The sequence below is a fragment of the Rhizobium sp. P40RR-XXII genome (assembly GCF_012641405.1).
Taxonomy (GTDB): domain Bacteria; phylum Pseudomonadota; class Alphaproteobacteria; order Rhizobiales; family Rhizobiaceae; genus Rhizobium.
In genome coordinates this window covers 215,696-235,856 of sequence record NZ_JABAII010000006.1, presented here as the reverse complement: position 1 = coordinate 235,856, position 20,161 = coordinate 215,696, and the positions used below count along the sequence as shown (strand labels likewise).

Annotated in this window: 19 protein-coding genes and 1 pseudogene; 10 read left to right on the top strand and 10 right to left on the bottom strand. The window is 57.5% G+C overall.

Annotation, left to right across the window (positions count from 1 at the left end):
• Positions 1-407: 407 nt before the first annotated feature.
• Positions 408-2,816, bottom strand: coding sequence for an FdhF/YdeP family oxidoreductase (locus tag HGP16_RS14085; protein ID WP_168840634.1), 2,409 nt, complete (start codon positions 2,814-2,816; stop codon positions 408-410).
• Between the two features lie 174 nt (positions 2,817-2,990).
• On the opposite strand from HGP16_RS14085, the gene HGP16_RS14080 reads away from it, so the two are divergent.
• Complete coding sequence (locus tag HGP16_RS14080; protein WP_168840633.1) at positions 2,991-3,434, top strand: hypothetical protein; 444 nt, start codon at positions 2,991-2,993, stop codon at positions 3,432-3,434.
• 89 nt (positions 3,435-3,523) lie between these two features.
• On the opposite strand, the gene HGP16_RS14075 is transcribed toward HGP16_RS14080, so the two are convergent.
• Together HGP16_RS14075 and HGP16_RS14070 are read right to left on the bottom strand one after the other, a co-directional pair.
• Complete coding sequence (locus tag HGP16_RS14075; protein ID WP_409526837.1) at positions 3,524-4,960, bottom strand: CHAD domain-containing protein; 1,437 nt, start codon at positions 4,958-4,960, stop codon at positions 3,524-3,526.
• Positions 4,961-5,214: 254 nt separating this feature from the next.
• Positions 5,215-5,364 carry a hypothetical protein gene (locus HGP16_RS14070; protein WP_133704710.1) on the bottom strand — a complete coding sequence of 50 codons (150 nt, stop codon included), beginning with the start codon at positions 5,362-5,364 and terminating at the stop codon, positions 5,215-5,217.
• Positions 5,365-5,736: 372 nt separating this feature from the next.
• On the opposite strand from HGP16_RS14070, the gene HGP16_RS14065 reads away from it, so the two are divergent.
• The 5 genes from HGP16_RS14065 (at position 5,737) to HGP16_RS14045 (ending at position 10,919) form a co-directional block, all read left to right on the top strand.
• The gene (locus HGP16_RS14065; protein WP_168840631.1) at positions 5,737-6,267 is read left to right on the top strand and encodes a 2Fe-2S iron-sulfur cluster-binding protein; all 531 of its coding nucleotides are present in this window, start codon (positions 5,737-5,739) and stop codon (positions 6,265-6,267) included.
• Positions 6,264-7,253 (top strand): FAD binding domain-containing protein, encoded by a 990-nt coding sequence (locus tag HGP16_RS14060; protein ID WP_168840630.1) that lies wholly within the window; start codon positions 6,264-6,266, stop codon positions 7,251-7,253. Before HGP16_RS14065 ends, HGP16_RS14060 begins: the two co-directional genes overlap by 4 nt.
• A complete protein-coding gene (locus HGP16_RS14055) occupies positions 7,250-9,535 on the top strand; it encodes a xanthine dehydrogenase family protein molybdopterin-binding subunit (protein WP_168840629.1) in 2,286 nt (761 codons plus the stop codon). The genes HGP16_RS14060 and HGP16_RS14055 overlap by 4 nt, the downstream gene beginning before the upstream one ends.
• A 553-nt stretch (positions 9,536-10,088) precedes the next feature.
• Positions 10,089-10,589 (top strand): ferritin-like domain-containing protein, encoded by a 501-nt coding sequence (locus tag HGP16_RS14050; protein WP_168840628.1) that lies wholly within the window; start codon positions 10,089-10,091, stop codon positions 10,587-10,589.
• Positions 10,590-10,652: 63 nt separating this feature from the next.
• Positions 10,653-10,919: a DUF6894 family protein gene (locus HGP16_RS14045; RefSeq protein WP_168840627.1), complete on the top strand. Its 267-nt coding sequence runs from the start codon at positions 10,653-10,655 to the stop codon at positions 10,917-10,919.
• Between the two features lie 106 nt (positions 10,920-11,025).
• On the opposite strand, the gene HGP16_RS14040 is transcribed toward HGP16_RS14045, so the two are convergent.
• From HGP16_RS14040 to HGP16_RS14030, 3 genes are all read right to left on the bottom strand, one after another.
• Entirely contained in the window at positions 11,026-12,126 is a 1,101-nt protein-coding gene (locus tag HGP16_RS14040) for a PAS domain S-box protein (protein ID WP_205926444.1), read from the bottom strand.
• 169 nt (positions 12,127-12,295) lie between these two features.
• On the bottom strand, positions 12,296-12,457 hold the full coding sequence (locus HGP16_RS14035) for a DUF1328 domain-containing protein (protein WP_112421833.1): 162 nt from the start codon (positions 12,455-12,457) through the stop codon (positions 12,296-12,298).
• A gap of 65 nt (positions 12,458-12,522) precedes the next feature.
• Positions 12,523-13,050 carry a hypothetical protein gene (locus HGP16_RS14030; protein ID WP_168840765.1) on the bottom strand — a complete coding sequence of 176 codons (528 nt, stop codon included), beginning with the start codon at positions 13,048-13,050 and terminating at the stop codon, positions 12,523-12,525.
• A gap of 341 nt (positions 13,051-13,391) precedes the next feature.
• Here HGP16_RS14030 and HGP16_RS14025 point away from each other — a divergent pair, with 341 nt between their 5' ends.
• Complete coding sequence (locus tag HGP16_RS14025) at positions 13,392-13,811, top strand: HD domain-containing protein (protein ID WP_168840626.1); 420 nt, start codon at positions 13,392-13,394, stop codon at positions 13,809-13,811.
• Between the two features lie 66 nt (positions 13,812-13,877).
• Here HGP16_RS14025 and HGP16_RS14020 read toward each other — a convergent pair whose 3' ends face one another.
• A complete protein-coding gene (locus tag HGP16_RS14020) occupies positions 13,878-14,165 on the bottom strand; it encodes a DUF3175 domain-containing protein (RefSeq protein ID WP_168840625.1) in 288 nt (95 codons plus the stop codon).
• A gap of 225 nt (positions 14,166-14,390) precedes the next feature.
• On the opposite strand from HGP16_RS14020, the pseudogene treS reads away from it, so the two are divergent.
• Together treS and HGP16_RS14010 are read left to right on the top strand one after the other, a co-directional pair.
• Positions 14,391-16,037: pseudogene (gene treS / locus HGP16_RS14015) on the top strand (maltose alpha-D-glucosyltransferase); the annotation flags it as partial.
• A gap of 514 nt (positions 16,038-16,551) precedes the next feature.
• Positions 16,552-16,773: a hypothetical protein gene (locus HGP16_RS14010; protein WP_168840623.1), complete on the top strand. Its 222-nt coding sequence runs from the start codon at positions 16,552-16,554 to the stop codon at positions 16,771-16,773.
• Positions 16,774-16,796: 23 nt separating this feature from the next.
• On the opposite strand, the gene HGP16_RS14005 is transcribed toward HGP16_RS14010, so the two are convergent.
• From HGP16_RS14005 to HGP16_RS33980, 3 genes are all read right to left on the bottom strand, one after another.
• Positions 16,797-17,378, bottom strand: a complete 582-nt coding sequence (locus HGP16_RS14005; protein WP_168840622.1) for a hypothetical protein — start codon at positions 17,376-17,378, stop codon at positions 16,797-16,799.
• Positions 17,379-17,915: 537 nt separating this feature from the next.
• On the bottom strand, positions 17,916-19,073 hold the full coding sequence (locus HGP16_RS14000) for a DNA topoisomerase IB (RefSeq protein ID WP_312867315.1): 1,158 nt from the start codon (positions 19,071-19,073) through the stop codon (positions 17,916-17,918).
• A gap of 13 nt (positions 19,074-19,086) precedes the next feature.
• Entirely contained in the window at positions 19,087-19,290 is a 204-nt protein-coding gene (locus HGP16_RS33980; RefSeq protein WP_312867314.1) for a hypothetical protein, read from the bottom strand.
• A gap of 199 nt (positions 19,291-19,489) precedes the next feature.
• On the opposite strand from HGP16_RS33980, the gene HGP16_RS13995 reads away from it, so the two are divergent.
• Positions 19,490-20,158: a cytochrome c3 family protein gene (locus tag HGP16_RS13995; protein WP_168840621.1), complete on the top strand. Its 669-nt coding sequence runs from the start codon at positions 19,490-19,492 to the stop codon at positions 20,156-20,158.
• Positions 20,159-20,161: the final 3 nt, after the last annotated feature.

The window sequence follows — 20,161 nt, the reverse complement described above, 5'->3', positions numbered from 1 at the left end:
GCTCGGCCCTAGAGCGAATGCTTCCGATACTCATCCCGGCTCGGAGTTGACGATGAACGATAAATCCAAGGACCAGCCCGACATCCGCACAACGCCGGCATCCCGACGCGGGGTCGGCACTTCCCTGGTCCCTTGGCTAGCGAGCTGATTTTCGCTTTGTTTGCGGGTGCGCTTTTGATGAAATCGGAAAACAGTCGGGCACGGATCCAGGGCCGCATAACGTGACGACGTCGTCGAAGCTTCGGCGCCTCCCACAAAACGTGGTTGAACTGATGCGGTCAACCAAGAACGATGGCCCGGCAGCTCCGCCTGAAGTTCCCGCGCATGCCGGCAATAGTTCGTAGCCTTGATGACACCGAGTGTGGGAGCCTTTCCTGCTCGCCAACATGAAGGGGTTGATAGGATCGTCATTCATCAACAGCAGACATACCGCTCGTGCGGGAGACCAAGACCGGCAGAAGCTTGTAGGAGGGCGTCTTCGACTTCTTGTCGTGATGGGCCAACGGAAAAAGCGGATTGGCCTCGGGGTAATAGGCCGCGCAGCAGCCTTCCGGGATGGCGTATTCAATGATCCGCAGGCCTGTGACCTGTCTGTCTGTCGCATCTGCAAGCGCGGTGCGCAGGTCAATGCTCTCACCCTCGACAAAGCCGAGCCGACGAATGTCGTGGCCGTTCATGAACACGACCATTCTCGTTCCGTCCACTCCCCGGAAGCGATCGCTATAGCCATAGACGGTGGTATTGAATTGATCGTTGGAGCGCAGGGTCGCAAGATGAAGAATGCGGCCGGGGTCGCCGTCGATATCGAAGTCCGGAAACAAACGGGCCGGCGCGATGAAGTTTGCCTTCCCCGACGCTGTCACCCATTTGCGTTCGCGCGCAGGAAGCGGGCGCGCGAATCCCCCAGGCTGGAAAAGCCGTTTGTTGAAATCCTTGAATGTCTCCGGATAGGTTTTTTCAATCGCGTCGCGGATTTCTGCATAGTTTGCGACCCATCTGTCCCATGGCACTGCAGTGGCGCCAAGCGTCGCCTGGGCGAGGCCGGCGACGATCGCCGGCTCGGAACGCAAAAGCGTGCTTGCAGGTGCTGCTCGCCCTCGCGAGCCGTGAAAATGCGCGATGGAACTTTCGATCGAAACCGCTTGCGCGCCGCTCTCCTGTTCGTCGATTTCCAGGCGTCCCAGGCAGGGAAGGAGATAGGCGAGCTCGCCATGAACGACATGCGAGCGATTGAGCTTCGTGGCTATCGCGACCGTCAGGCGAAGCTTTCGCCAAGCCTTTTCCATCAGGTCGGTGTCGGGCACAGCCCGGAGAAAATTGCCGCCAAGTCCGATGAAGGCACGGCTCTCGCCGTTTAGAATCGCACCGCACGTCTCGACCGTCGACCGCCCCATCCATCTCGGCGGATTGAAATGATAAAGCTGCGCCAACTTATCAAGCGGAGCAAGACCCGGTTTTTCCGTAATGCCGACCGTGCGCTGCCCTTGGACGTTCGAATGGCCACGGATGGACAATATATTTGCCCCAGGTTTGCCGATATTTCCCCTCAGCAGGGCCAGATTGGCAATCATGTGAACATTGTCGACGCCCATGATGTGCTGAGTGACGCCCATGCCGTAGGCAATGACGACCGCTTGCGCATTTGCATAGGTCTTCGCAGCCTGTTCCATCTGTTGTCGGTTGAGACCTGAAACGCGTTCCAGCTCCTCCCACGAGTGGGCTCTGGTGATCGAGGCGAATTGCTCGAATCCGGTTGTATGTTCCTTGATGAAGTCGTGATCCAATACGTGCTTCTTGTCGGCCGCCGCCATCGAGGCGGCAAAGGCGACTTCTGAGGCATTGGTCTGGTCTTTGGGCTCGGCATCCGCGCCGCTGCTCTTGCTGACGCCAGTGAGCTTCAGCGCATCATCCGCTTCGATCAAAGCCTTGCATATTCCAAAAAGCGCGGCGGTGTCACCACCGTTGCGGACTTGATAATATTCCGTCGAAATGATCGTTTCCTTGCCCGACAGCATTTGACTCGGCGCTTGCGGGTTCTTGAAACGCTCCAATCCGCGTTCGCGCAGAAGATTGATGGTGACGATCGGTACGCCGCGATCCGCCGCATCCTGCAGATCGTGCAGCAGGCGAGGGGACGAGGTCCCGACATTCTGTGCGATATAGAAAATACAGTCGCAGTTTTGAAAGTCGGAGAGGATTGCGGTGCCGACAGAAGCACCGATACTTTCCGGCAGGGCGACGGAGGTACTCTCATGGCACATGTTCGAAGAGTCTGGCAGATTGTTACTTCCGTACATGCGCGCAAAGAGCTGATACATGTAAGACGTTTCCAGGGAGGCGCGGCCGGAGGTGTAAAAATCCACTTGTTTGGGCTCTAGGGCACGCAGCTCGTTTCCGATTTCTCCGAAAGCGACCTCCCATTCGACGGGTTCGTACCGATCGCTATCGGGATTGAAGCGCATGGGCTGCGTCAGGCGGCCCTGTTCTTCCAGATCGTGGTCGCTCCAGTTTGCCAATTCCGTCAGCGAGTAGCGGGCGAAGAACGCCGCATCCGCTCTGCGATCGGTGACCTCCCAGGCTGTGGCCTTTGCACCGTTCTCACAAAATTCCAATGGATGAGGCTTTGCCGGCTTTGCCCAGGCGCAACTGACACACATATAGCCGTCCGGCTTGTTCTGGTGCGCAAGCAGGCTCGGTCCTTTCGCAGGGACGTGCTCGCGAAGCAGCACTTCACTCACTGACCTTGCCGACCCCCAGCCGCCGGCTGGGCCGTCATAAGCCCGAATTCTGGGAGGATTTCGTGGATTGCTGGTCATGGGGATGTGTCCTGCGTCGTCTGGAACCTACATCGAACACAGGGAAGAACAATTGGTTCCACCTATCGCGGCGACGTGAAATCTCACAAACCAGCGGCCGGGCACTTTACGCCCGGTTCGCTTCGCGGGCAGCCATTTGCATTCGTGCCCGAATACGGCGATCGGTGGATATGCATGGGGTTCGAAGCGGGATTTTCAGCAGAACGGCTGGTTGCGAATGTCGTCCGGCTGCGCCACGATCGACATCTCGGTTCCCGAAGCCAGCGCCACGGTCAGGTGGATCTCCTCCAATGCGTGCCGATGCAAAAGAGCAAACAGGGCATCGTCCATATTGGTGCCATTGAGGATTTCGGGGTCATCGCAAGCAACGTTGATGGTCCGCTCCACCACACGGTTTACGGACGTCTCGTTGGCAAGAAACGCGCGCGCCCAATTGCTCAGGCGCGCAGCGCCGGATCTCTTGGGAATTGTGCTCGTTCCATACGGGTCGTCATGTGCTTCCAGAGCGCGCGTTTACCTTCACCCGTCACCGCCTACCAGATCGGTCGGCAACAATGGGTGGATTTTACGCCTCACCAATATGAGTCCAAGTCAAATGTTATGGCAGGCCTGCAGTGACGGATCGAGCGCGATATCAAAAACGGAGGCCTTTATGAATTTCAAAAGCCGACGGCCTCGCTAATGCAGCCGTATCGTCGTGAAAGCAGCTATCGCCAGAACCGCTTGGCGTCGAGGACGTCGTCGAGGGCCGCCTGCGCGGCTGCGATCAGCGATGATTTGTCGGCGTGCGAAATGACCGACGCGGCCCCCGGGTGGTCTCGTAGACCGTGTTTGTCCAATACGTCGGGGCCGGTTGCAAGATCGTTCAGAGCTCCAAGCTGATCCTGCAATTCTTCCATGGCCTTGATGAAACGCTTATGGCGGCGCGCCTTTTTGTGGTCGGCGAACAATGATTTGAAGAATTCCGCGGCGTAGCGTAGCTTTTTCGCGTCCTTCCTAGCCTCGTGCCGCTTCTCGTCGCCCACATGGGCAAGATCCCGGCCGTGCTTCTTCAGCTTCTTCCGCATCTTGTCGAGCGCTTCGACTGCTTGTTCGCCGATCGTCTTGTCTTTCGCCGGCCCGTCTCGATAGGCGCCGGTATGCAGCCATTCATGGAAATCCAACATGAGCGCTCTGGCTCGGGGCGAACCTAGCGCGTTCTCGACCTCATCATAAGCCGCCTCGCGAACTTTCTGCAGCCTGTCCGTAAGATCCCCGTCTTTCGCTTTTGGCAAAAGCACGTCAGTGTTGCGGGCTTCGCCAAGCACGCCAGCCAGCCAGCGGAACTCATCGGACAGCCGACGCGCCTCTTCGTCCAGGATCGGCCTGAAGAGCGAAATGGCCGATCGCAATCGCCGGATCGCGACCCGCGCCTGATGAAGGGCTTCGGCGCTTCTTCGGTGCAGCAGAACGGTCTCGTTCAACCGAAATTGGCGCAAACAGGCTTGCGCGATCGCCTGGAAGCCGTCCTCGGCGCTTGAGCGCCACTCAAGTGCGATCTCCGCTGATTTATGCACATGTTGCGCCGCATCCAGCAGCCGATATCCGCGCTCGGCCTTGGAGTTGACGCCGAACTTGAACGGCACGATCGCCTCGATTTTGCGCGCCAGAGTAAAGAGATCCTTCGGATTACCGTCTTTCAATTCAAGCTCTATCTCGCAGATAGCCGCCTGCCGGTCGGCCTCCGCGGCCGTGCCCCGATCGGCAACGAGCTCGATCTTGGAGTCGTTCTCGATCAGGTTCCAAATCCGACGCTCTATGGAAATCTCGAACTGGGGAAACAGACTTTCCCGGATGTCGCCGAACTGGTTCAGAAGAGGGCTTGTATGGTCGAGGGCGGGGACATCCGTCTCGACGGCGGTCTCCCATTCCGAGCGAGCGAATAACGAGGCGCTGGGACCAGTTGCTTTCACCGTCTGCGTCCTCGCGACACCGGAACGGCGGATCCGGAGTGTGAATCCTGCGTTGAATAGCCTTCGGTCATCCGTATCGAAGTAAACCGAACGCTGCTCGACCGTTTCGGCGGGTTCGCCGAGAAGGTCCGACGTCACGAGCCTGTCCATCTCCAGATCTGACAGGTCAAGTTTAAGTTCGATTTCGGCCACCTTCATGCTCCCTATGCCCTATGATCTGCGGAACGGCTTTGTAACAGGGATAGTTCAATCATCTCACATTCAGATGAAAGCATGCTTTGCCCACAAGATCACCGTCTGGGGTAATGAAATCGACTGAACGCAGAGCGAGACCACGACAAAATCGGTCAAACGTCCAAAGGCTCGCCCTATTATCGCGCGGTCTCTTGACCGGGGGATCGTCGGCGGGACCTGATGTTTCGAGCCGATGTTTCGTTGGCAGCCGACTAATGATGCTTGAAGTATTGCACCTCGCGCTCATGCTTTTCGGCGGCCTCGCGGGTTTTGAAGGTGCCGAGATTTTTACGCTTATTTGTCTTCGGGTCGACCTTGCGCGAGTAAAGCCGATATTCGCCAGATTTCAATTTCCGGATCATGGCCGTGTTCTCCCATTGAAAAGAAATTAATTCTCATAAACCTGTCTGGTTCCAAGGAACCCAGTCGCTGTCATGCCGCCGCGCCGGTCGTCGTGCCGGCCGCATCGTGAAAACCACATCGTGAAAGCCGGAACGGGCGCTGGCGCGCTCCTTATCTAAATCTTCGCCATCGGGAATCTCCTGGGAACAATTGGCCGTTCGCGTGGTTCTCGCTTAGACAGCGGCCGGGCTTCGAAAGGGGCAAGCCTGTTCAACGCTCCGGCGATCGGACGAGGGCGCCGGCGGCCGCGGAGCGGGTGTCACCGGGAAACGCCGGCCAGACGCTAATCCCCGATATCAAGCGCATCGGTTGCCATCATGGAGACAAGAATCATGAGGTTCACGATTAATGGTGAAAATGTCGAGGTGCAGGCAGATATTCGCACATCGCTTCTCGATCTGCTGCGTAATATTCTGAACTTCACCGGCACAAAGAAGGGATGCGATCAAGGCGCTTGCGGCGCCTGCACGGTCTTGGTCGATGGTGAACGCATCAATTCCTGTCTGGCGCTTGCGGTCCAGTATCAAGGCCGAAGTATTACGACGATTGAAGGCATTGCTTCACGAGGCCCGCTTCATCCGCTGCAACATGCTTTCGTCGAATGTGAAGGCTTTCAATGCGGATATTGCACGCCGGGCCAGCTCTGTTCCGCGATCGGCATGATGCATGAGGTCGACCGCAACGTGCCGAGTGCCGTCACAAAGGACCTTTCCGCGACAAGCGTCGTTCTTGATGAGATTGAACTTCGCGAACGAATGAGCGGCAATCTCTGTCGATGTGGCGCCTATAACGGTATTGTCGAGGCCATCTCGCAGACCTTCGCGCAAAGTGAAACGGAGACCAAGGGGAGGGCGCGGCCATGAACCTTTTCTCCTACCAGCTGGCACCCAATGCCAATACGGCCATCGATCTTGCCAAGGCCGGTAACGCGTCACGATATCTCGGGGGAGGCACGAATCTCGTCGATCTAATGCGTGAAGATATCGAACGCCCGGACATGCTGATCGATATTACGCAACTACCCGCCGACATCGAACCACGTCCTGACGGCGGCCTTCTCATCGGCGCCGCGGCAAAGAACACCGCGCTCGCGGCAGATTCGTATGTCCGCGCGGCCTTTCCTCTGCTTACCCGCTCCATCCTTGCCGGGGCGAGCGCCCAGATCCGCAATATGGCGACCGTCGGCGGTAATATCTTGCAGCGCACGCGCTGTCGGTACTTCTATGATGACGCCGCGCGTTGCAACAAGCGGCATCAGGGTGACGGTTGTGATGCCAGAGACGGCTTCAATCGCTATCATGCGATCCTTGGCGCCTCGCCTTCCTGTGTCGCGACCCATCCGTCCGACATGTCCGTCGCGCTTGCCGCGTTGGATGCGAGGCTACATCTCAAGGGTACGATTGGTTTGCGTAGCATGCCGCTCATGGATCTGCACAGACTGCCCGGTGAAAGGCCCGATATCGAAACGGACTTGCAGCCGAATGAACTGATCACCGCGGTCGAAATTCCGCCGCTTCCCTTCGCCCGACGCTCCACGTACCGCAAGGTGCGCGACCGCGCGAGCTACGCCTTCGCTTTGATCTCCGTCGCCGCTGCGATGGACATCGATGAGGCGGGCAAGGTGCGCGATGTCCGCTTGGCGCTCGGCGGCGTTGCGCATAAGCCCTGGCGGGCCTTAAAGGCCGAAGCGGCCCTGAAAGGTGAGCCCGCCACCGTCGAAAGCTTTCGCGCGGCAGCCGAAGCCGAACTCGCCGCGGCGGTTGCCCTGAAGGATAACGGATTCAAGATCGAGTTGGCGAAACGAACGATTGTCGCCGTGCTCGATGAATTAAAGGGAGAGGCCGCATGAGCGTACGATCCGACACTCCGCAAGGAATGCCCCGCAGCTGGCAACCAGCCGTCACATCCGACCCATTGCTGCGCAAGCACGGCGCGCTCGGACGGCCGATCTCGCGGGTCGACGGGCCGCTGAAGGTCCAGGGCAAGGCTCGATTTGCAGCCGAATATCCGTATGAGAACATCTGCTACGCCGCCCTCGTCTTCAGCAAGATCGCACGGGGTCGCGTGACCGAACTTAATACCGCTGCAGCCGAAAGGGCGCCCGGCGTCGTACTCGTGATGACTTACCGCAATGCGCCCCGAATGAAAGCGCCGTCCTTGATGATGTCGTCGCCGTCGGCCGCCGGCGCAAGCGACCTGCCCGTCATGCAGAATGACGAAATCCATTGGAACGGCCAGACGGTCGCGGTTGTTCTCGGAGAAACGCAGGAACAAGCCGATCACGCCGCATCGCTGATCGTGGTGAAATATGCTCCCTTGCCGGCGGTTACGTCCTTTGAGGAGGCCAAGAGGAAGCCGCGTCAGCTGGACACGTTGCTCGGCGAGCCGCCCATCCTGGAAATCGGCGATGCGGAAGGCGCGTTGAAGGCATCCGACGTGCAGGTGGACAACATTTATCGAACGCCTCGGTACAATCATAACGCAATCGAGCTGCACGCCGCGACGGTCGTCTGGAAAGGCGATGAACTGCGTGTGCACGATGCGACGCAGATGATCGATCTGACCGCGGGGCAACTCGCCGAGGTTTTCGGCATTGATGCGAGCAAGGTGCGTGTGACCTCCCCGTATGTCGGTGGAGGCTTTGGCGGCAAGTGCCTATGGGATCATCAGATCCTGGCCTGCGCGGCCGCCAAGCTCGCGCAGCGTCCGGTCCGGATCATGCTGTCGCGCGAGGGCGTCTTTCGCCTGGTCGGCGGCCGTACGGTGACGGAGCAGCGGGTGGCGCTGGGCGCTACTACCGACGGAACCCTGAATGCGCTCATACATACCGGCATCGTCGCCATGACGCTGCATAATTCCTGTCCCGAGCAGTTTACCTTTCCAGCCCGGCATCTCTATGCTGCCGAAACATTTCGCCTTGCTCAGGAAGTTGCCGACATGGATATGCTGGCAAATACTTTCATGCGCGCTCCGGGCGAAGCTGTCGGGACATTCGCGCTCGAATGCGCACTGGACGAACTTGCCGACAAGCTCGGGATCGATCCGGTTGAACTGCGCAAGCGTATCGAGCCGGAAAAGGATCCCACGAGCGGGAAGTCCTTCTCTTCGCGTCATTTGCTTGATGCCTATGACAGGGGCGCGAAGCAATTCGGCTGGCATCGCCGTAACCCGGAGCCGCGTCGGCAGCGCGACGGAGAATGGCTGATCGGTATGGGCTGCGCGACGGCGACCTATCCCTACCATCGTTTCCCCGGAACTGCGGCTAGTATCAAGCTCACGGCTGACGGCCGCGTCACGGTTTCGACCGCGGTTCACGACATGGGAATGGGCACTGCTACCGCGCAGACGCAGCATATTGCTGCGCGACTTGGCATTCCGGCCGATCGCATTACCTTCGAATATGGCGATAGCGACTTGCCTCGCGGCGTCATTGCGGGAGGCTCGACGCAGACGGCGTCGATCGGTGGCGCTGTCATTGCCGCGACGGATGTGTTTATCGAAGAGCTGATCAAGCTCGCGGGAAATGCCTCGCCGCTCGCCGGCCTTTCGCTCGCCGATGTCGAGCCGCGCGAGGGAGGGATCGGCCATCGCAACGATGCCGAACGTTTCGAGACGTATGAAACGATCCTCCATCGCTCCGGTCGCAATGAACTGGTCTGCCAGGCCGAGGCCCTACCGCCGGCCGAGATGCAGGCGTTCTCCATGCATTCATACGGCGCCCAATTCTGCGAAGTGCGCGTCAGCGAGGTTACGGGAGAAATTCGGGTCACTCGCTTTCTTGGTTCATTTGACGCCGGGCGCATTCTGAATGCCAAAACGGCGACCAGCCAATTCAAGGGAGGCATCGTCATGGGAATTGGTCTCGCACTGACGGAAGAGACGAATTTCGATGAGCGGACCGGTCGCATTGTCAACGCCTCGCTTGCCGAATATCATGTGCCTGTGCAGATGGATGTGCCGAAGATCGACATCATCTACACGGATGTCGCCGATCCGCAAGCACCAATGGGAGCACGCGGCATCGGTGAAATCGGCATCACAGGAGTGGCAGCCGCTGTCGCCAATGCCGTTTTTAACGCGACAGGTAGACGCGTTCGCGAGCTGCCGATCACGCTTGATAAAATGATGTAGCGTAAGTGCAGCCTTAAGCAAGGCGGGTTGCATGCAGGGCGTCGGTTGATGAAGAATTCTGAGATTGCAGGCGCAAGCCGGGTGTTCGCAGGACGGTGAATACCCAGCTCGTGATAGCGAAGTTGACGGATCAGACTGGCTGCCGTCCCATCTTGACAGCATCAATTGTCGAAATAGAGCAACAGTATTTTTTTGAAAGTCTTAGTGGAACCAAAGCCCTGGCCATCTGTTTGGAAGTCGAGATCGGCAAGGTCTCGCAATCAAGCCAAGGAGAAAGAACATGGCAACTCAAGGCGGTTCACATGACCAGCACGTTAAGGCTGGTCAGCAGAGCCACAAGAATACTGGCACGAAGCAGCAAGCCTCACCTCGCAACGAGCAGTCAAAAGAGGCAACACGTGGTGGCAGCCACGAACAACATGGGAAGGCCGGCCGGCAGGGCCATAAGAGCTCGTGATTTTGTTTTCATGAAATGCCGCACAGGCGGCTTTCCCGCAGGCTATCAAAGGTCGGCCGCGCAAAAAGAACGCACCGATAATCGTTGGAGGAATCAATGGCATCCGAGAAGACATTGAACGATCTGTTCTTGGACACTCTGAAAGACATATACTACGCCGAAAAGCAAATTCTCAAGGCTCTGCCCAAGATGGCGCGGGCAGCGCAGGCAGAACAAGGCAAGCAAGGCTTTCTGCAACATCGCGATGAAACGCAAGCGCATGTCGAACGCCTGGAGCAGGTGTTCGAAATGCTTGGGAAGCCGGCACGGGGTAAGACATGCGAAGCGATCCAGGGCATTATAGCCGAAGCCGATGAGATCACGGAAGAGTTCAAGGGCACACCTGCGCTCGACGCTGGCCTAATCTCCTCGGCTCAAGCTGTCGAGCATTATGAAATCGCACGCTACGGCACTCTTATCGAATGGGCCAAGCAACTTGGCTTGAAGGACGCCGTACCTCTCCTTCAGCAGACCCTGGCTGAGGAAAAAGCGACCGACCAGAAGCTTACGAAGCTGGCGGAAACGGCCGCGAACGCAAAGGCAAAGAAGGCGGCGTAGAAGAACGGTTGACATTTCATTCGGCGATGCGCTGCCGGCGTAGCGCATCGCACGAGATTAAACATGACAACCTTCTACTTTGTGACGCAGGACAGCGACTGCATATGGGATGACGGCGAAGGTTGTGATCTGCCCGATCTCATGTCCGCTATCGCGCAAGCAAAGAATATATTGGCGGAAATGGCTGCTGACGGTATTCCACAAAAGCATGGGGAACGGCTGGTTGTCGAAATCGCAGGAAGCGACAAGCTTCCCATCGTGCGGTTGGCATTGCTGATGGAGATCTCATACCCGGCTATCCAAGAAGAAGGAGGCGACCATAGCCAGTAGCTGTGTAAACGAAGGCTTTGCGTCAACGCTTTTTCCGGGACTCGGGTCTCGTCCCATTGCCCTCCTTCCCATATATGTGGACGTAAATTACAGCTTCTCAACGGTCTCAGCGCTGTTCTCCACGGAGGATGGTGGCGGGAATTCGCAACGAGATCTTCAACCCGGTCGGATCCCATTCGCGCTCGATCGAACCCTGAAGTGACCCGATGGTCGCTTTTTCGAGTTGCGATCCGAAGCCGCCCTGCCCGTCAGGCCGATAGACCGCCGGTCCGCCGATTTCCGTCCAGACAAGCGAAAAATCAGTGTCATGGCGCACGTCGATCTCGATGCGGCCGTCAGGCGTTGATAAAGCGCCGTACTTCGTGGCGTTCGTGGAAAACTCGTGCAGGAGCAAGGCGAGTGGTGTCAACATATTTCCTCGCACCGGTATGTCCTCGCCATCTATCGAGACGCGCTCGACCCCATCGATCTGATGGGCGGCAAAAAGAGCTTTCATAAGCGCAAAGAGCGTTGTTTGTTGCGACTGGAAGGTCGTTGGCCCAATATCCTGCAGGGTCAGTTCGTGCGCGATTGCCAATGCGTTGGTTCTGGCGCGTACGTCGCGAGCAAGTTCGTGGACCGTGGTTGCCGTGCGCTCGCTTAATCCGATCACTGCGCTCACGATGGCGAAAATGTTCTTGATTCTATGATTCATTTCCCGAAGCAGCAGGACCTGGCGTTCGGCGGCACGCTTGCGCTCGGAAATGTCACGTGCGACTTTCGAAGCGCCGACGATGGTGCCGTGGCTGTCGCGGACCGGCGACACTGTCAGCGAAATATCCAGCAAGGTTCCATCCTTCCGGCGGCGGACGGTTTCATAGTGCTCGATTCTCTTTCCGGCGCGAATGCTGGAAATAATGACGTCTTCTTCATGAAGTCGGTCATCAGGGATGATAATGGAAATGTGCTGTCCGATCGCCTCGACTGCCGCATACCCAAAAAGCCGTTCGGCGCTACGGTTCCAGCTCGTAATGTGGCCGGTAAGGGATTTGCTGACGATCGCGTCGTCGGAGCTTTCGACGATGGCTGCGAGCAAGGCTTGCGCTGGAGGGGCGTCGGTGCCCGAGGGTTCTCCAGACGTAACGGCCGTCGCGCGTGATGATGAATTCGGTGCTGTTTCGCGTTGCAAATCTATTGATTGCAGCAAGTGAGGTGCCTCCTCACGCATGCGTTGCCTCCCGTTTTTGTCACGCCGTTTTGGGTAAACGACGATATCCCATATCTCTGGCATCAAGCCGAATGGGTCGGCCTTGGTGCCAGAGATACAAGATGTTTATGCTCAACTCATCTGGCAACCCGGCATTCGGAACTTCCGAGGTCAATTCTTTCGCCATCGCCTAGCGTCTCATTACATTCATGACCAGAGAGACAACGAAGAATATCAGGAAGATAAAGAATAGCACCTGAGCAATTGATGCGGATGTACCGGCAATACCACCGAATCCAAGGGCGCCGGCGATCAGGGCCACGACGAGAAATACCAACGCATAGTAAAGCATCTCACTCTCCATTTGTTACCCAATAGAGAACGGGCTTGGCTATCAATTTGTTCCATGGCTGAAAGTTAAGCGACAACCATCGTTGCTCGCGAGGAAACCTTGCGGCCATCGTCGGCCGGTGGCGGCGGTTCGGCTGCGTCCAAATATAGCCTTGCCGGCACAATGAGTGCGAACCAAAGGCTAGCGCCAATGAGAAAAAATGCCGTCGTCTGATCATCGACGTGTATGCAGAACGGAAAGACGACCGAGGTGAAGAGAACCGTCAGGCGAATGGCCCATTCAGTTTCGCGCTTGCGAATTGCAACGGTCGCCAGCGCACGGTAGGCTCGGATATCGTAGGTTCTGGCCGTGCGGCCGAGCGTCAGCATTTGGACCGACGGAAGGGAGAGCATTAACAAGGCGGCAAAGGTCAATTTGTAGGCAGTGCCCGCCAGGAAGAGGCTGGTTGCGGACAAAAGCAACAATATGACGAAAAGAGTCCAGAAAGGGACGAGTTTCTGCGGCGATTGACGTGTGTGCTCGTGCCACGTTCGCAGCGCCATCGCTCCACAATCAAGCAATGGTTGATCAACATAACGAGTGATGAATTCCATGCGGCGCCCTTCCAAAGTCGTGGGAACGCAAGATCAGAAAATTTCGGCATCAGCATGGCAGACCGCCAATTGCAACGAAAATAGACGCTAACAGCGGTGTTGTGGGGCGACGGGGAGGGAACAATCCTTTTCGAGCTTGGTTCATTGGCTGATTCGCGGGATGCGCTTCTTGGAAAAGGTCTGCGTTGCCGGTCTCCCGTGTCTTTCGACAAAGAGGGTATAAGATGCCGGGCCGGCGCTCAGGGCACCTTCCACGGGCTCTGATGGCGTCCTGTACCCTGAATATTCGATCTGCTTGCCGGTCCGGCGGGCATTTGCAATGACTGGAGGCGTAGAACGTCATGAGGCACCTTGACCAAGCCATACAGATTGCGCTCGAGGCGCATGAGGGGCAGACCGATAAGACGGGGCGCCCTTTTTTCGAGCATTGCCAGCGGATTGCACTTCTCGTTTCCGGGGAAGACGCGCGCATGGTCGCCTATCTTCACGATGTCGTCGAGAAGGGAAGGGGATGGACGCTCGATCGATTGAGAGAAGAGGGTTTTCCGCCAAGGATCGTCTCCGCCGTCAACGCGTTGACGCGGCGAGCGGCCGAGTCGGATGACGAATTCGTCATCAGGGCGGCAACGAATGCACTGGCACTGCCAGTAAAGAAGGCCGATTTGGAGGATAATCTGTGGCAAAGCGAACAAATCGGCAAGAGCGGCGAGAAATATCAGCGTGGTTTGCAGATATTGCTCGGAATGATGGGGAAAATCTAATCTCGGTTAGCAGCCCCTGGTCCGGCATTTCGGCAGTTCGATGCTCATATGCCAATCGCAGATTGACTAGGGTTCGCGGCCAAAATCCTTGCGCAATTCGGTCTTCGCCTTTTCCAGCGTTGTCCGCCTCGACTTCGAAAGCTGGTCGCCTGCGCGATTGATATAAAAGTTCAGCATGGACATCGCCGATTGAAATGGGCTGGCCATGCGACGATGGCTTTGCTCGGCGGATTGCTTGAGTGAGTCGGCGATCTTCTTGGCGCTGCGCTGTTTGAACACGCCTTGGTCAAGATCCAGGGCGTCGCTGTTGTCGGTGACCCGCTTTGACCATTTTTTCGATTTCTTTTTTGACATCGTTCCGTTCCTCCTTGAAATGATGCCCACGGGAACAGCCGCCTCGGGAAGGCCCCATGGCATTCAGCCAAACACCGAGGGATCCTCCTGTGTTCCCGGGATGTTGACCAGCCGAACGTCACCTTCGAGGCAGACATTCGCAATCCCGGCCTTGAAGACACGCCAGGCGATATTAATTCCGAGGGGTGTTAAATTGGCGAATAGCGTTGCCCGAGGAGCAGCCGATTGAAGAGGACTGAACGGGAGCTCCGGTATCCATCCTGGCACAAGGATGCCGTAATCTATCAGCTGCACGTCAAATCCTTCTTCGACGCAAACGGTGACGGATTTGGGGATTTCGAGGGGCTCACCCAGAAACTGGACTATCTGACATCACTTGGTGTCAACACGATCTGGCTGCTACCCTTTTATCCGTCCCCCAAGCGCGATGATGGCTACGACGTCCTGAATTACGAAAGCATCAGCCCGGAGTTCGGAAACCTTGACGATTTTAGAGTCTTCATAGACGCCGCTCACGCGCGCAGGATGCGCGTCATCATCGAGCTCGTCATCAATCATACATCCGATCAACATCCCTGGTTTCAACGTGCGAGACATGCACCCGCTGGTTCCCCTGAGCGGGATTTCTACGTTTGGTCGGACACGGACGACAAGTTTGCCGAGACGCGCATTATTTTCATCGACAGCGAAAGATCCAATTGGAGCTGGGATCCGGTTGCGGGAGCCTATTTCTGGCATAGATTCTATTCGCATCAGCCGGATCTCAACTATCACAATCCCGCGGTCGTCGAAGCGGTTTTGGGCATCATGCGCTTCTGGCTAGATTTCGGAGTGGATGGTTTTCGCCTCGATGCCGTTCCCTACCTGGTCGAGCGGGACGACACCAATAACGAGAATCTTCCGGAAACCCATCAGCTGCTCAAGCGCATTAGGAAGACTCTGGATGCCAGCTATCCGGGCGTCATTCTTCTGGCCGAAGCCAACCAGTGGCCGGATGAGGCACGAGATTATTTCGGAAAGGGCGATGAATGCCACATGGCTTTCCATTTTCCGCTGATGCCGCGAATATTCATGGCGGTCGCAACCGGAGACCGCCAGCCGATCGTGACGATGATCGAGCAGACTCACGACATTCCCGAAGATTGCCAGTGGGCTATTTTCCTCAGAAACCATGACGAGCTGACGCTGGAAATGGTCACCGAGGCCGAGCGCAATTTCATGTGGGACACTTATGCGTCGGACGAGCGCACGCGCCTCAACCTCGGCATCCGACGTCGTCTGTCGCCGTTGATGGATCAAGACAGGCGTCGCGTCGAACTCCTGCACGCGCTGTTGCTCTCGCTGCCGGGCAGCCCGGTGCTCTACTACGGCGATGAAATCGGCATGGGCGATAATGTCGAATTGGGCGATAGAAGCGGTGTTCGCACACCGATGCAATGGTCCGACGGTAGAAACGGTGGGTTTTCAAATGGCGATCCCGAGGCGCTTGCGCTTCCGCCCATCGACGATGCCCGGTTCGGATTTCGCGCGGTCAATGTGGCGACGCAGGAGAATGACCCACATTCCCTGCTAAACTGGATTCGCCGCGCCTTGGCAATTCGCTCCGAGCATGAAGCTTTCGCGCGGGGCTATATTCATTTCGTCGGCACGGATAATGTCGCCGTCATTGCCTATGTCAGGGAATGCGGCGGCGATCACGTGCTTTGCGTTGCGAATCTGTCGAAGGTGCCGCAAGCGGCCGATCTCGATCTGCGCCAATATGCAGATCAACGCCTGAGGGAATTGTTTGGCGGCGCAGCATTTCCAGTCATTGGCGAGCGTCCCTGTACGCTGACATTTCCGCCCTACGGATATTTTTGGCTCCAGTTGGAGTGCCCGCCCAGGTGAGCGTGCAGGTTTGCGTTTGCCAGCCCAACGTTGGCTGCGCGGCCGGAGGCCCAATATGATCCCGATCCCTCATCACATTCGCTGAGATAATCTCGTTCCCACAAAAAAATGAGCGATCCCCCGGAACATCCGCTTGATACCGCAGTTCGATTTAGTTGGAGTATTTCCAGGAAAAGCGCGCACCGGTTTCTCAGCCTGGAAAGCGTACATTTGGGGTAAGCAAGGCCCGGCTCGCCACGAGGGGGTGGGCCATGGCGACATATCGTCCATAGGATTGTGATCGATAAACGAAACCTCGCGGGAAGAAGCGTTGGGCTTTCTTGCGCCTATCCTAGCGCATTCCGTACGCGCCAGGCGGCCTCCCGGGTGCAAGTTTGGCGGCTCGACAAGGCGAGCGAAAGATGACGAGTTCGAACGTCCAGAACGGCAGACCTCGATGCCGGCGGTTCTCAAGGGAGCTCCTGCCGCGGCGCATCGCTCTTGATAGAAAGAGACTGTAATGATCCGGAAATCTCTGCAAAATCGGGCCTATCCCCTCGCTCCGGCCGAACTCAACCTTTGCCAACGTGCCTTCGACGCCTTCCTGATCGAGCGGGATGCTAGGCGCGACAGCGAAGAAGCGGAAGCAGCTGCAGCACTGATCATCGAGCTGTATCAAAAGGGCATCCGTGACGAAAAGCAGCTCTTGCTCCTGGCGAAGGCAGCTGACATACGAACCTGATGTCCTGCTGGTCACGCCTGCTCTCACACACGCGGCAGAGGAGCATAATGTATGGGATCACGATCCGGCGGATCGTATGGGCCGCGATTCTCTTCAAATTCCTCCCAGCCGGTTTGTACGTAGAATGCCTGGCGCGCCGCAATATCGATCCGCGGCACGCGATCGAGAATTTCATTTGCAAGCGAAACCTGCGTCTGTTTGACCTGGGCGATAACCAGCGCCCCACCTCGGCGTAGGCTTTCCGCGTAAACATTGGCATCGTCTTTTGGAATGCCTGAACTGGTCAATGCTCCTATGATGCCTCCCGTCGCACCGCCGGCCGGGCCTTTCAGCATCGTGATAAGCCAGCCTGCGGCCACGACGGGACCGATGCCGGGAATTGACATGACGTCGAGGCTGGCCAAAAGACCACCCGCCACGGCTCCAGCGCCGGAGCATCCGGTCGCATTCGCCGCCGTTTGATTGTCTCCTTCATCGATCCTACGACCATAAAGGGTGCGAGAAATGATCGAGATGCCCTGCGGTGCAATTCCGGCATCTTCCAGTAGCTCGACCGCAAGCTTTGCCTCGTAGTATTCGTCGAAAAGTCCGGCGACCATCGGCATGAGCCATCTCCCTTCGTGGGTCGGAACGCATATTTGCGGATGTAACTGTCTGAAAGACCCACATGTTCCCTGCTCACGCCCACATTCTAAGGCTCATCGGGCCTGCTCCGGCCGGTTGGGAACAATCAGCTCAGTCGCCGGTTTGGCGGCATCGCAGAGCGGCGAAGAAATTCCTGGAGATGACCATGCAATTGGATCGGCGGGAACAGCAATGTGTCGAGGCTTGTCTGCGCTGTTATAGCCGCTGCCTTTCGACAGCCATGCTTCATTGCCTGCACGCAGGCGGCAAGCAGACTGGCTCCGCCCATTTCCGCTTGATGATGTCATGGGTGGAGATCCGCCAGGCTGCCGCATATTCCATGCTGGTCAGCTCAAGCCATCATTCACAGCGAGGCCGGGAATGCGCAGCGATCTGCCTTGAGTGCGCCGCTGACTGCGAACATATCGGTGGCATGGCGGGTTGCGCCGATAGCTGTCGTCAATGTGCCGAGAGCTGCCAACATATGGCCGCGTAAGAGATCAAATTGCCGGCGCCGCTCAACCCAATGCTTCCAGCCAACGCAGCACCGCCAATTCGTCTTCATCCATCCATTTGAGAATGGCCGATCCTTTTCGCACGCGCATTTTGGCGATTTCGCTAAGACGGCCATTGTCGAAATCCTCGAAAACGCGGGGATGAATATAGGAGCTGCGACAAACGGCACGGGTGTTCACCAATTTCGCCGCGACGCCATCGATGACGTCATTGATCTGTCTTGCTCGTCCCCTTACGGTATCCGCCGGCTCGAGTAGCGAAAGCGCTGTTGCCGCCATGCGCGTGGCACCCCATATGCGAAACTGACGCGAGCTGAAGTTGCAGCTTGTCGCTTCGCGGATATAGGCATTCACGTCTTGCGAGCGGATCGGATGGATCAGTCCGTTTTCGTCTGCATATTGAAACAAGTGCTGGCCTGGCAGTTCCTGAAGCATGCGAATAGCGCGGACGATCCGCCTGTCCGTGACGTTAAGACGCCATTCCTTGCCGGACTTGCCTTTGAAGCGGAACTGCAGGCGCGATCCAATCGCTTTGATGTGGCGACCGCGCAGCGTCGTCAGGCCATAGGAGCCGTTTTCCACGGCATAGGCCTCGTTGCCGATACGGACAAAAAGATTGTCCATCAGCGAAACGACGGTTGCAAGCCCCTTCGCAAGGCCCGGTTTGCGTCGCCTGAGATCGATATCGACGCGCTTGCGGATGGCCGGAAGCGACCGTCCAAACTCGGCCAATTGGCCGAATTTCTCGTTTTCCCGCATGGCGATCCAGCTGGGATGATACCGGTATTGCTTGCGCCCCCTTGCGTCACGGCCGACCGCCTGCAGATGGCTGTTCGGATCCGGCGATATGACCACATCCGTGTAGGCGGGGGGAATTGCTAAAGCGGACAGCCGATCGAGCTCTCCCGAAGCGGTTATCCTCTGCCCCTCTCGATCATAATAGGAAAAGCCTGTGCCGCTCCTTCTGCGGGTTATGCCCGTTTCAAGTCCAGCAAGATAGACGATCTCTTCATGTCCCGAAGCTGGCCAATCACCAGTCCGCGTGCCAATTTGTTTGCCGCGGCCAGGGTCACCCGAATCGCGCGTGAAACTGTCTTCCGCCGTCGATGCGTCTCCGCGCTCATCGGGGATTACGCCCGGTATACCGACTTCCGTTTTCACCCGTGCACCGCCGTCAATCGTCGCCCTTCTGTTTCAATGCGTCGGATACCCGGCGCTTGCGAGGATGGTCGCTATTCTCGCCGTGCGCATCGCGTGCTTCCTCCCCTCCATCCTTGGCTGGAAGATATCCGGCTGGTCTTGATCCCGCCGGTCCTTCCCATCGCGGTGATTGGTCCGTGGTCCCCGGCGCGCCGTCGCGTGGTTGCTGATGTTTCACAGAGGTCTCCTTTTTGAACGTTCGACGCGTCAGCTGACGCCTCTCTTTTGGCAATGAAACCGTTCGCACGCCGCATTGTTCCTTTTGGCTTGGCAAGGCAGGCCGTTGGCGGTCGCACGGGCGCGTTCAGGCGAGGATCGGAACTTTCGATCCCATTTTTCGTTTGGCATGATCGCTAGAGCGAATTCAGGGGAATTCGGTGCCGCAGATTTTTACAGCATCTGCTGATACAAGGCTGCGCGCATCCCTGCTTGCCGCCGCCATCCTCATATTCCTGATCGTATTGTTTGTCGGCGGTTATGCGAGTTCCAGTTACGGCACGCTGGTTGGCTGGGTAAAGGACCAGCCGGTCCCCTTCAGCCACGAGCACCATGTCGCCGGCCTCGGTGTGGACTGTCGTTATTGCCACACGTCGGTCGAGACGAGCGCGCGCGCCGGCCTACCTGCGACCCATATCTGCATGAGCTGCCATTCGCAGATATGGACCGGCGCCGGCATGCTGGCGGCGGTGCGCCACAGCCTGGCGGCAAACGTGCCGCTGATGTGGAACCGTGTCTCGCGCTTGCCGGATTACGTCTATTTCAATCATTCGATCCACATTGCCCGTGGCGTCGCTTGCGTGACTTGCCACGGTCGGGTCGATCAGATGCCGCTCATGTCGCGCGCACGGCCCTTCCAGATGCAATGGTGCCTGGATTGCCATCGAAATCCCGCGCCGAACCTGCGTCCTGCGGATCAGGTGACGCGCATGGATTGGTCGGATTGGGATGCCAATCCCGACCAGCATAAGGATTTCGGCGCGCAAATGGTGAAGGCTTATGGCATCGAGCCGGCGAAACTCATCCAATGCAATATCTGCCACAGGTGACCC

Coding starts and splice junctions, on each gene's coding strand:
- HGP16_RS14085 (WP_168840634.1), bottom strand. CDS start 2,816: ATGACCAGCAATCCACGAAATCCTCCCAGAATTCGGGCTTATGACGGC.
- HGP16_RS14080 (WP_168840633.1), top strand. CDS start 2,991: ATGGGGTTCGAAGCGGGATTTTCAGCAGAACGGCTGGTTGCGAATGTC.
- HGP16_RS14070 (WP_133704710.1), bottom strand. CDS start 5,364: ATGATCCGGAAATTGAAATCTGGCGAATATCGGCTTTACTCGCGCAAG.
- HGP16_RS14065 (WP_168840631.1), top strand. CDS start 5,737: ATGAGGTTCACGATTAATGGTGAAAATGTCGAGGTGCAGGCAGATATT.
- HGP16_RS14060 (WP_168840630.1), top strand. CDS start 6,264: ATGAACCTTTTCTCCTACCAGCTGGCACCCAATGCCAATACGGCCATC.
- HGP16_RS14055 (WP_168840629.1), top strand. CDS start 7,250: ATGAGCGTACGATCCGACACTCCGCAAGGAATGCCCCGCAGCTGGCAA.
- HGP16_RS14050 (WP_168840628.1), top strand. CDS start 10,089: ATGGCATCCGAGAAGACATTGAACGATCTGTTCTTGGACACTCTGAAA.
- HGP16_RS14045 (WP_168840627.1), top strand. CDS start 10,653: ATGACAACCTTCTACTTTGTGACGCAGGACAGCGACTGCATATGGGAT.
- HGP16_RS14040 (WP_205926444.1), bottom strand. CDS start 12,126: ATGCGTGAGGAGGCACCTCACTTGCTGCAATCAATAGATTTGCAACGC.
- HGP16_RS14035 (WP_112421833.1), bottom strand. CDS start 12,457: ATGCTTTACTATGCGTTGGTATTTCTCGTCGTGGCCCTGATCGCCGGC.
- HGP16_RS14030 (WP_168840765.1), bottom strand. CDS start 13,050: ATGGAATTCATCACTCGTTATGTTGATCAACCATTGCTTGATTGTGGA.
- HGP16_RS14025 (WP_168840626.1), top strand. CDS start 13,392: ATGAGGCACCTTGACCAAGCCATACAGATTGCGCTCGAGGCGCATGAG.
- HGP16_RS14020 (WP_168840625.1), bottom strand. CDS start 14,165: ATGTCAAAAAAGAAATCGAAAAAATGGTCAAAGCGGGTCACCGACAAC.
- HGP16_RS14010 (WP_168840623.1), top strand. CDS start 16,552: ATGATCCGGAAATCTCTGCAAAATCGGGCCTATCCCCTCGCTCCGGCC.
- HGP16_RS14005 (WP_168840622.1), bottom strand. CDS start 17,378: ATGCCGATGGTCGCCGGACTTTTCGACGAATACTACGAGGCAAAGCTT.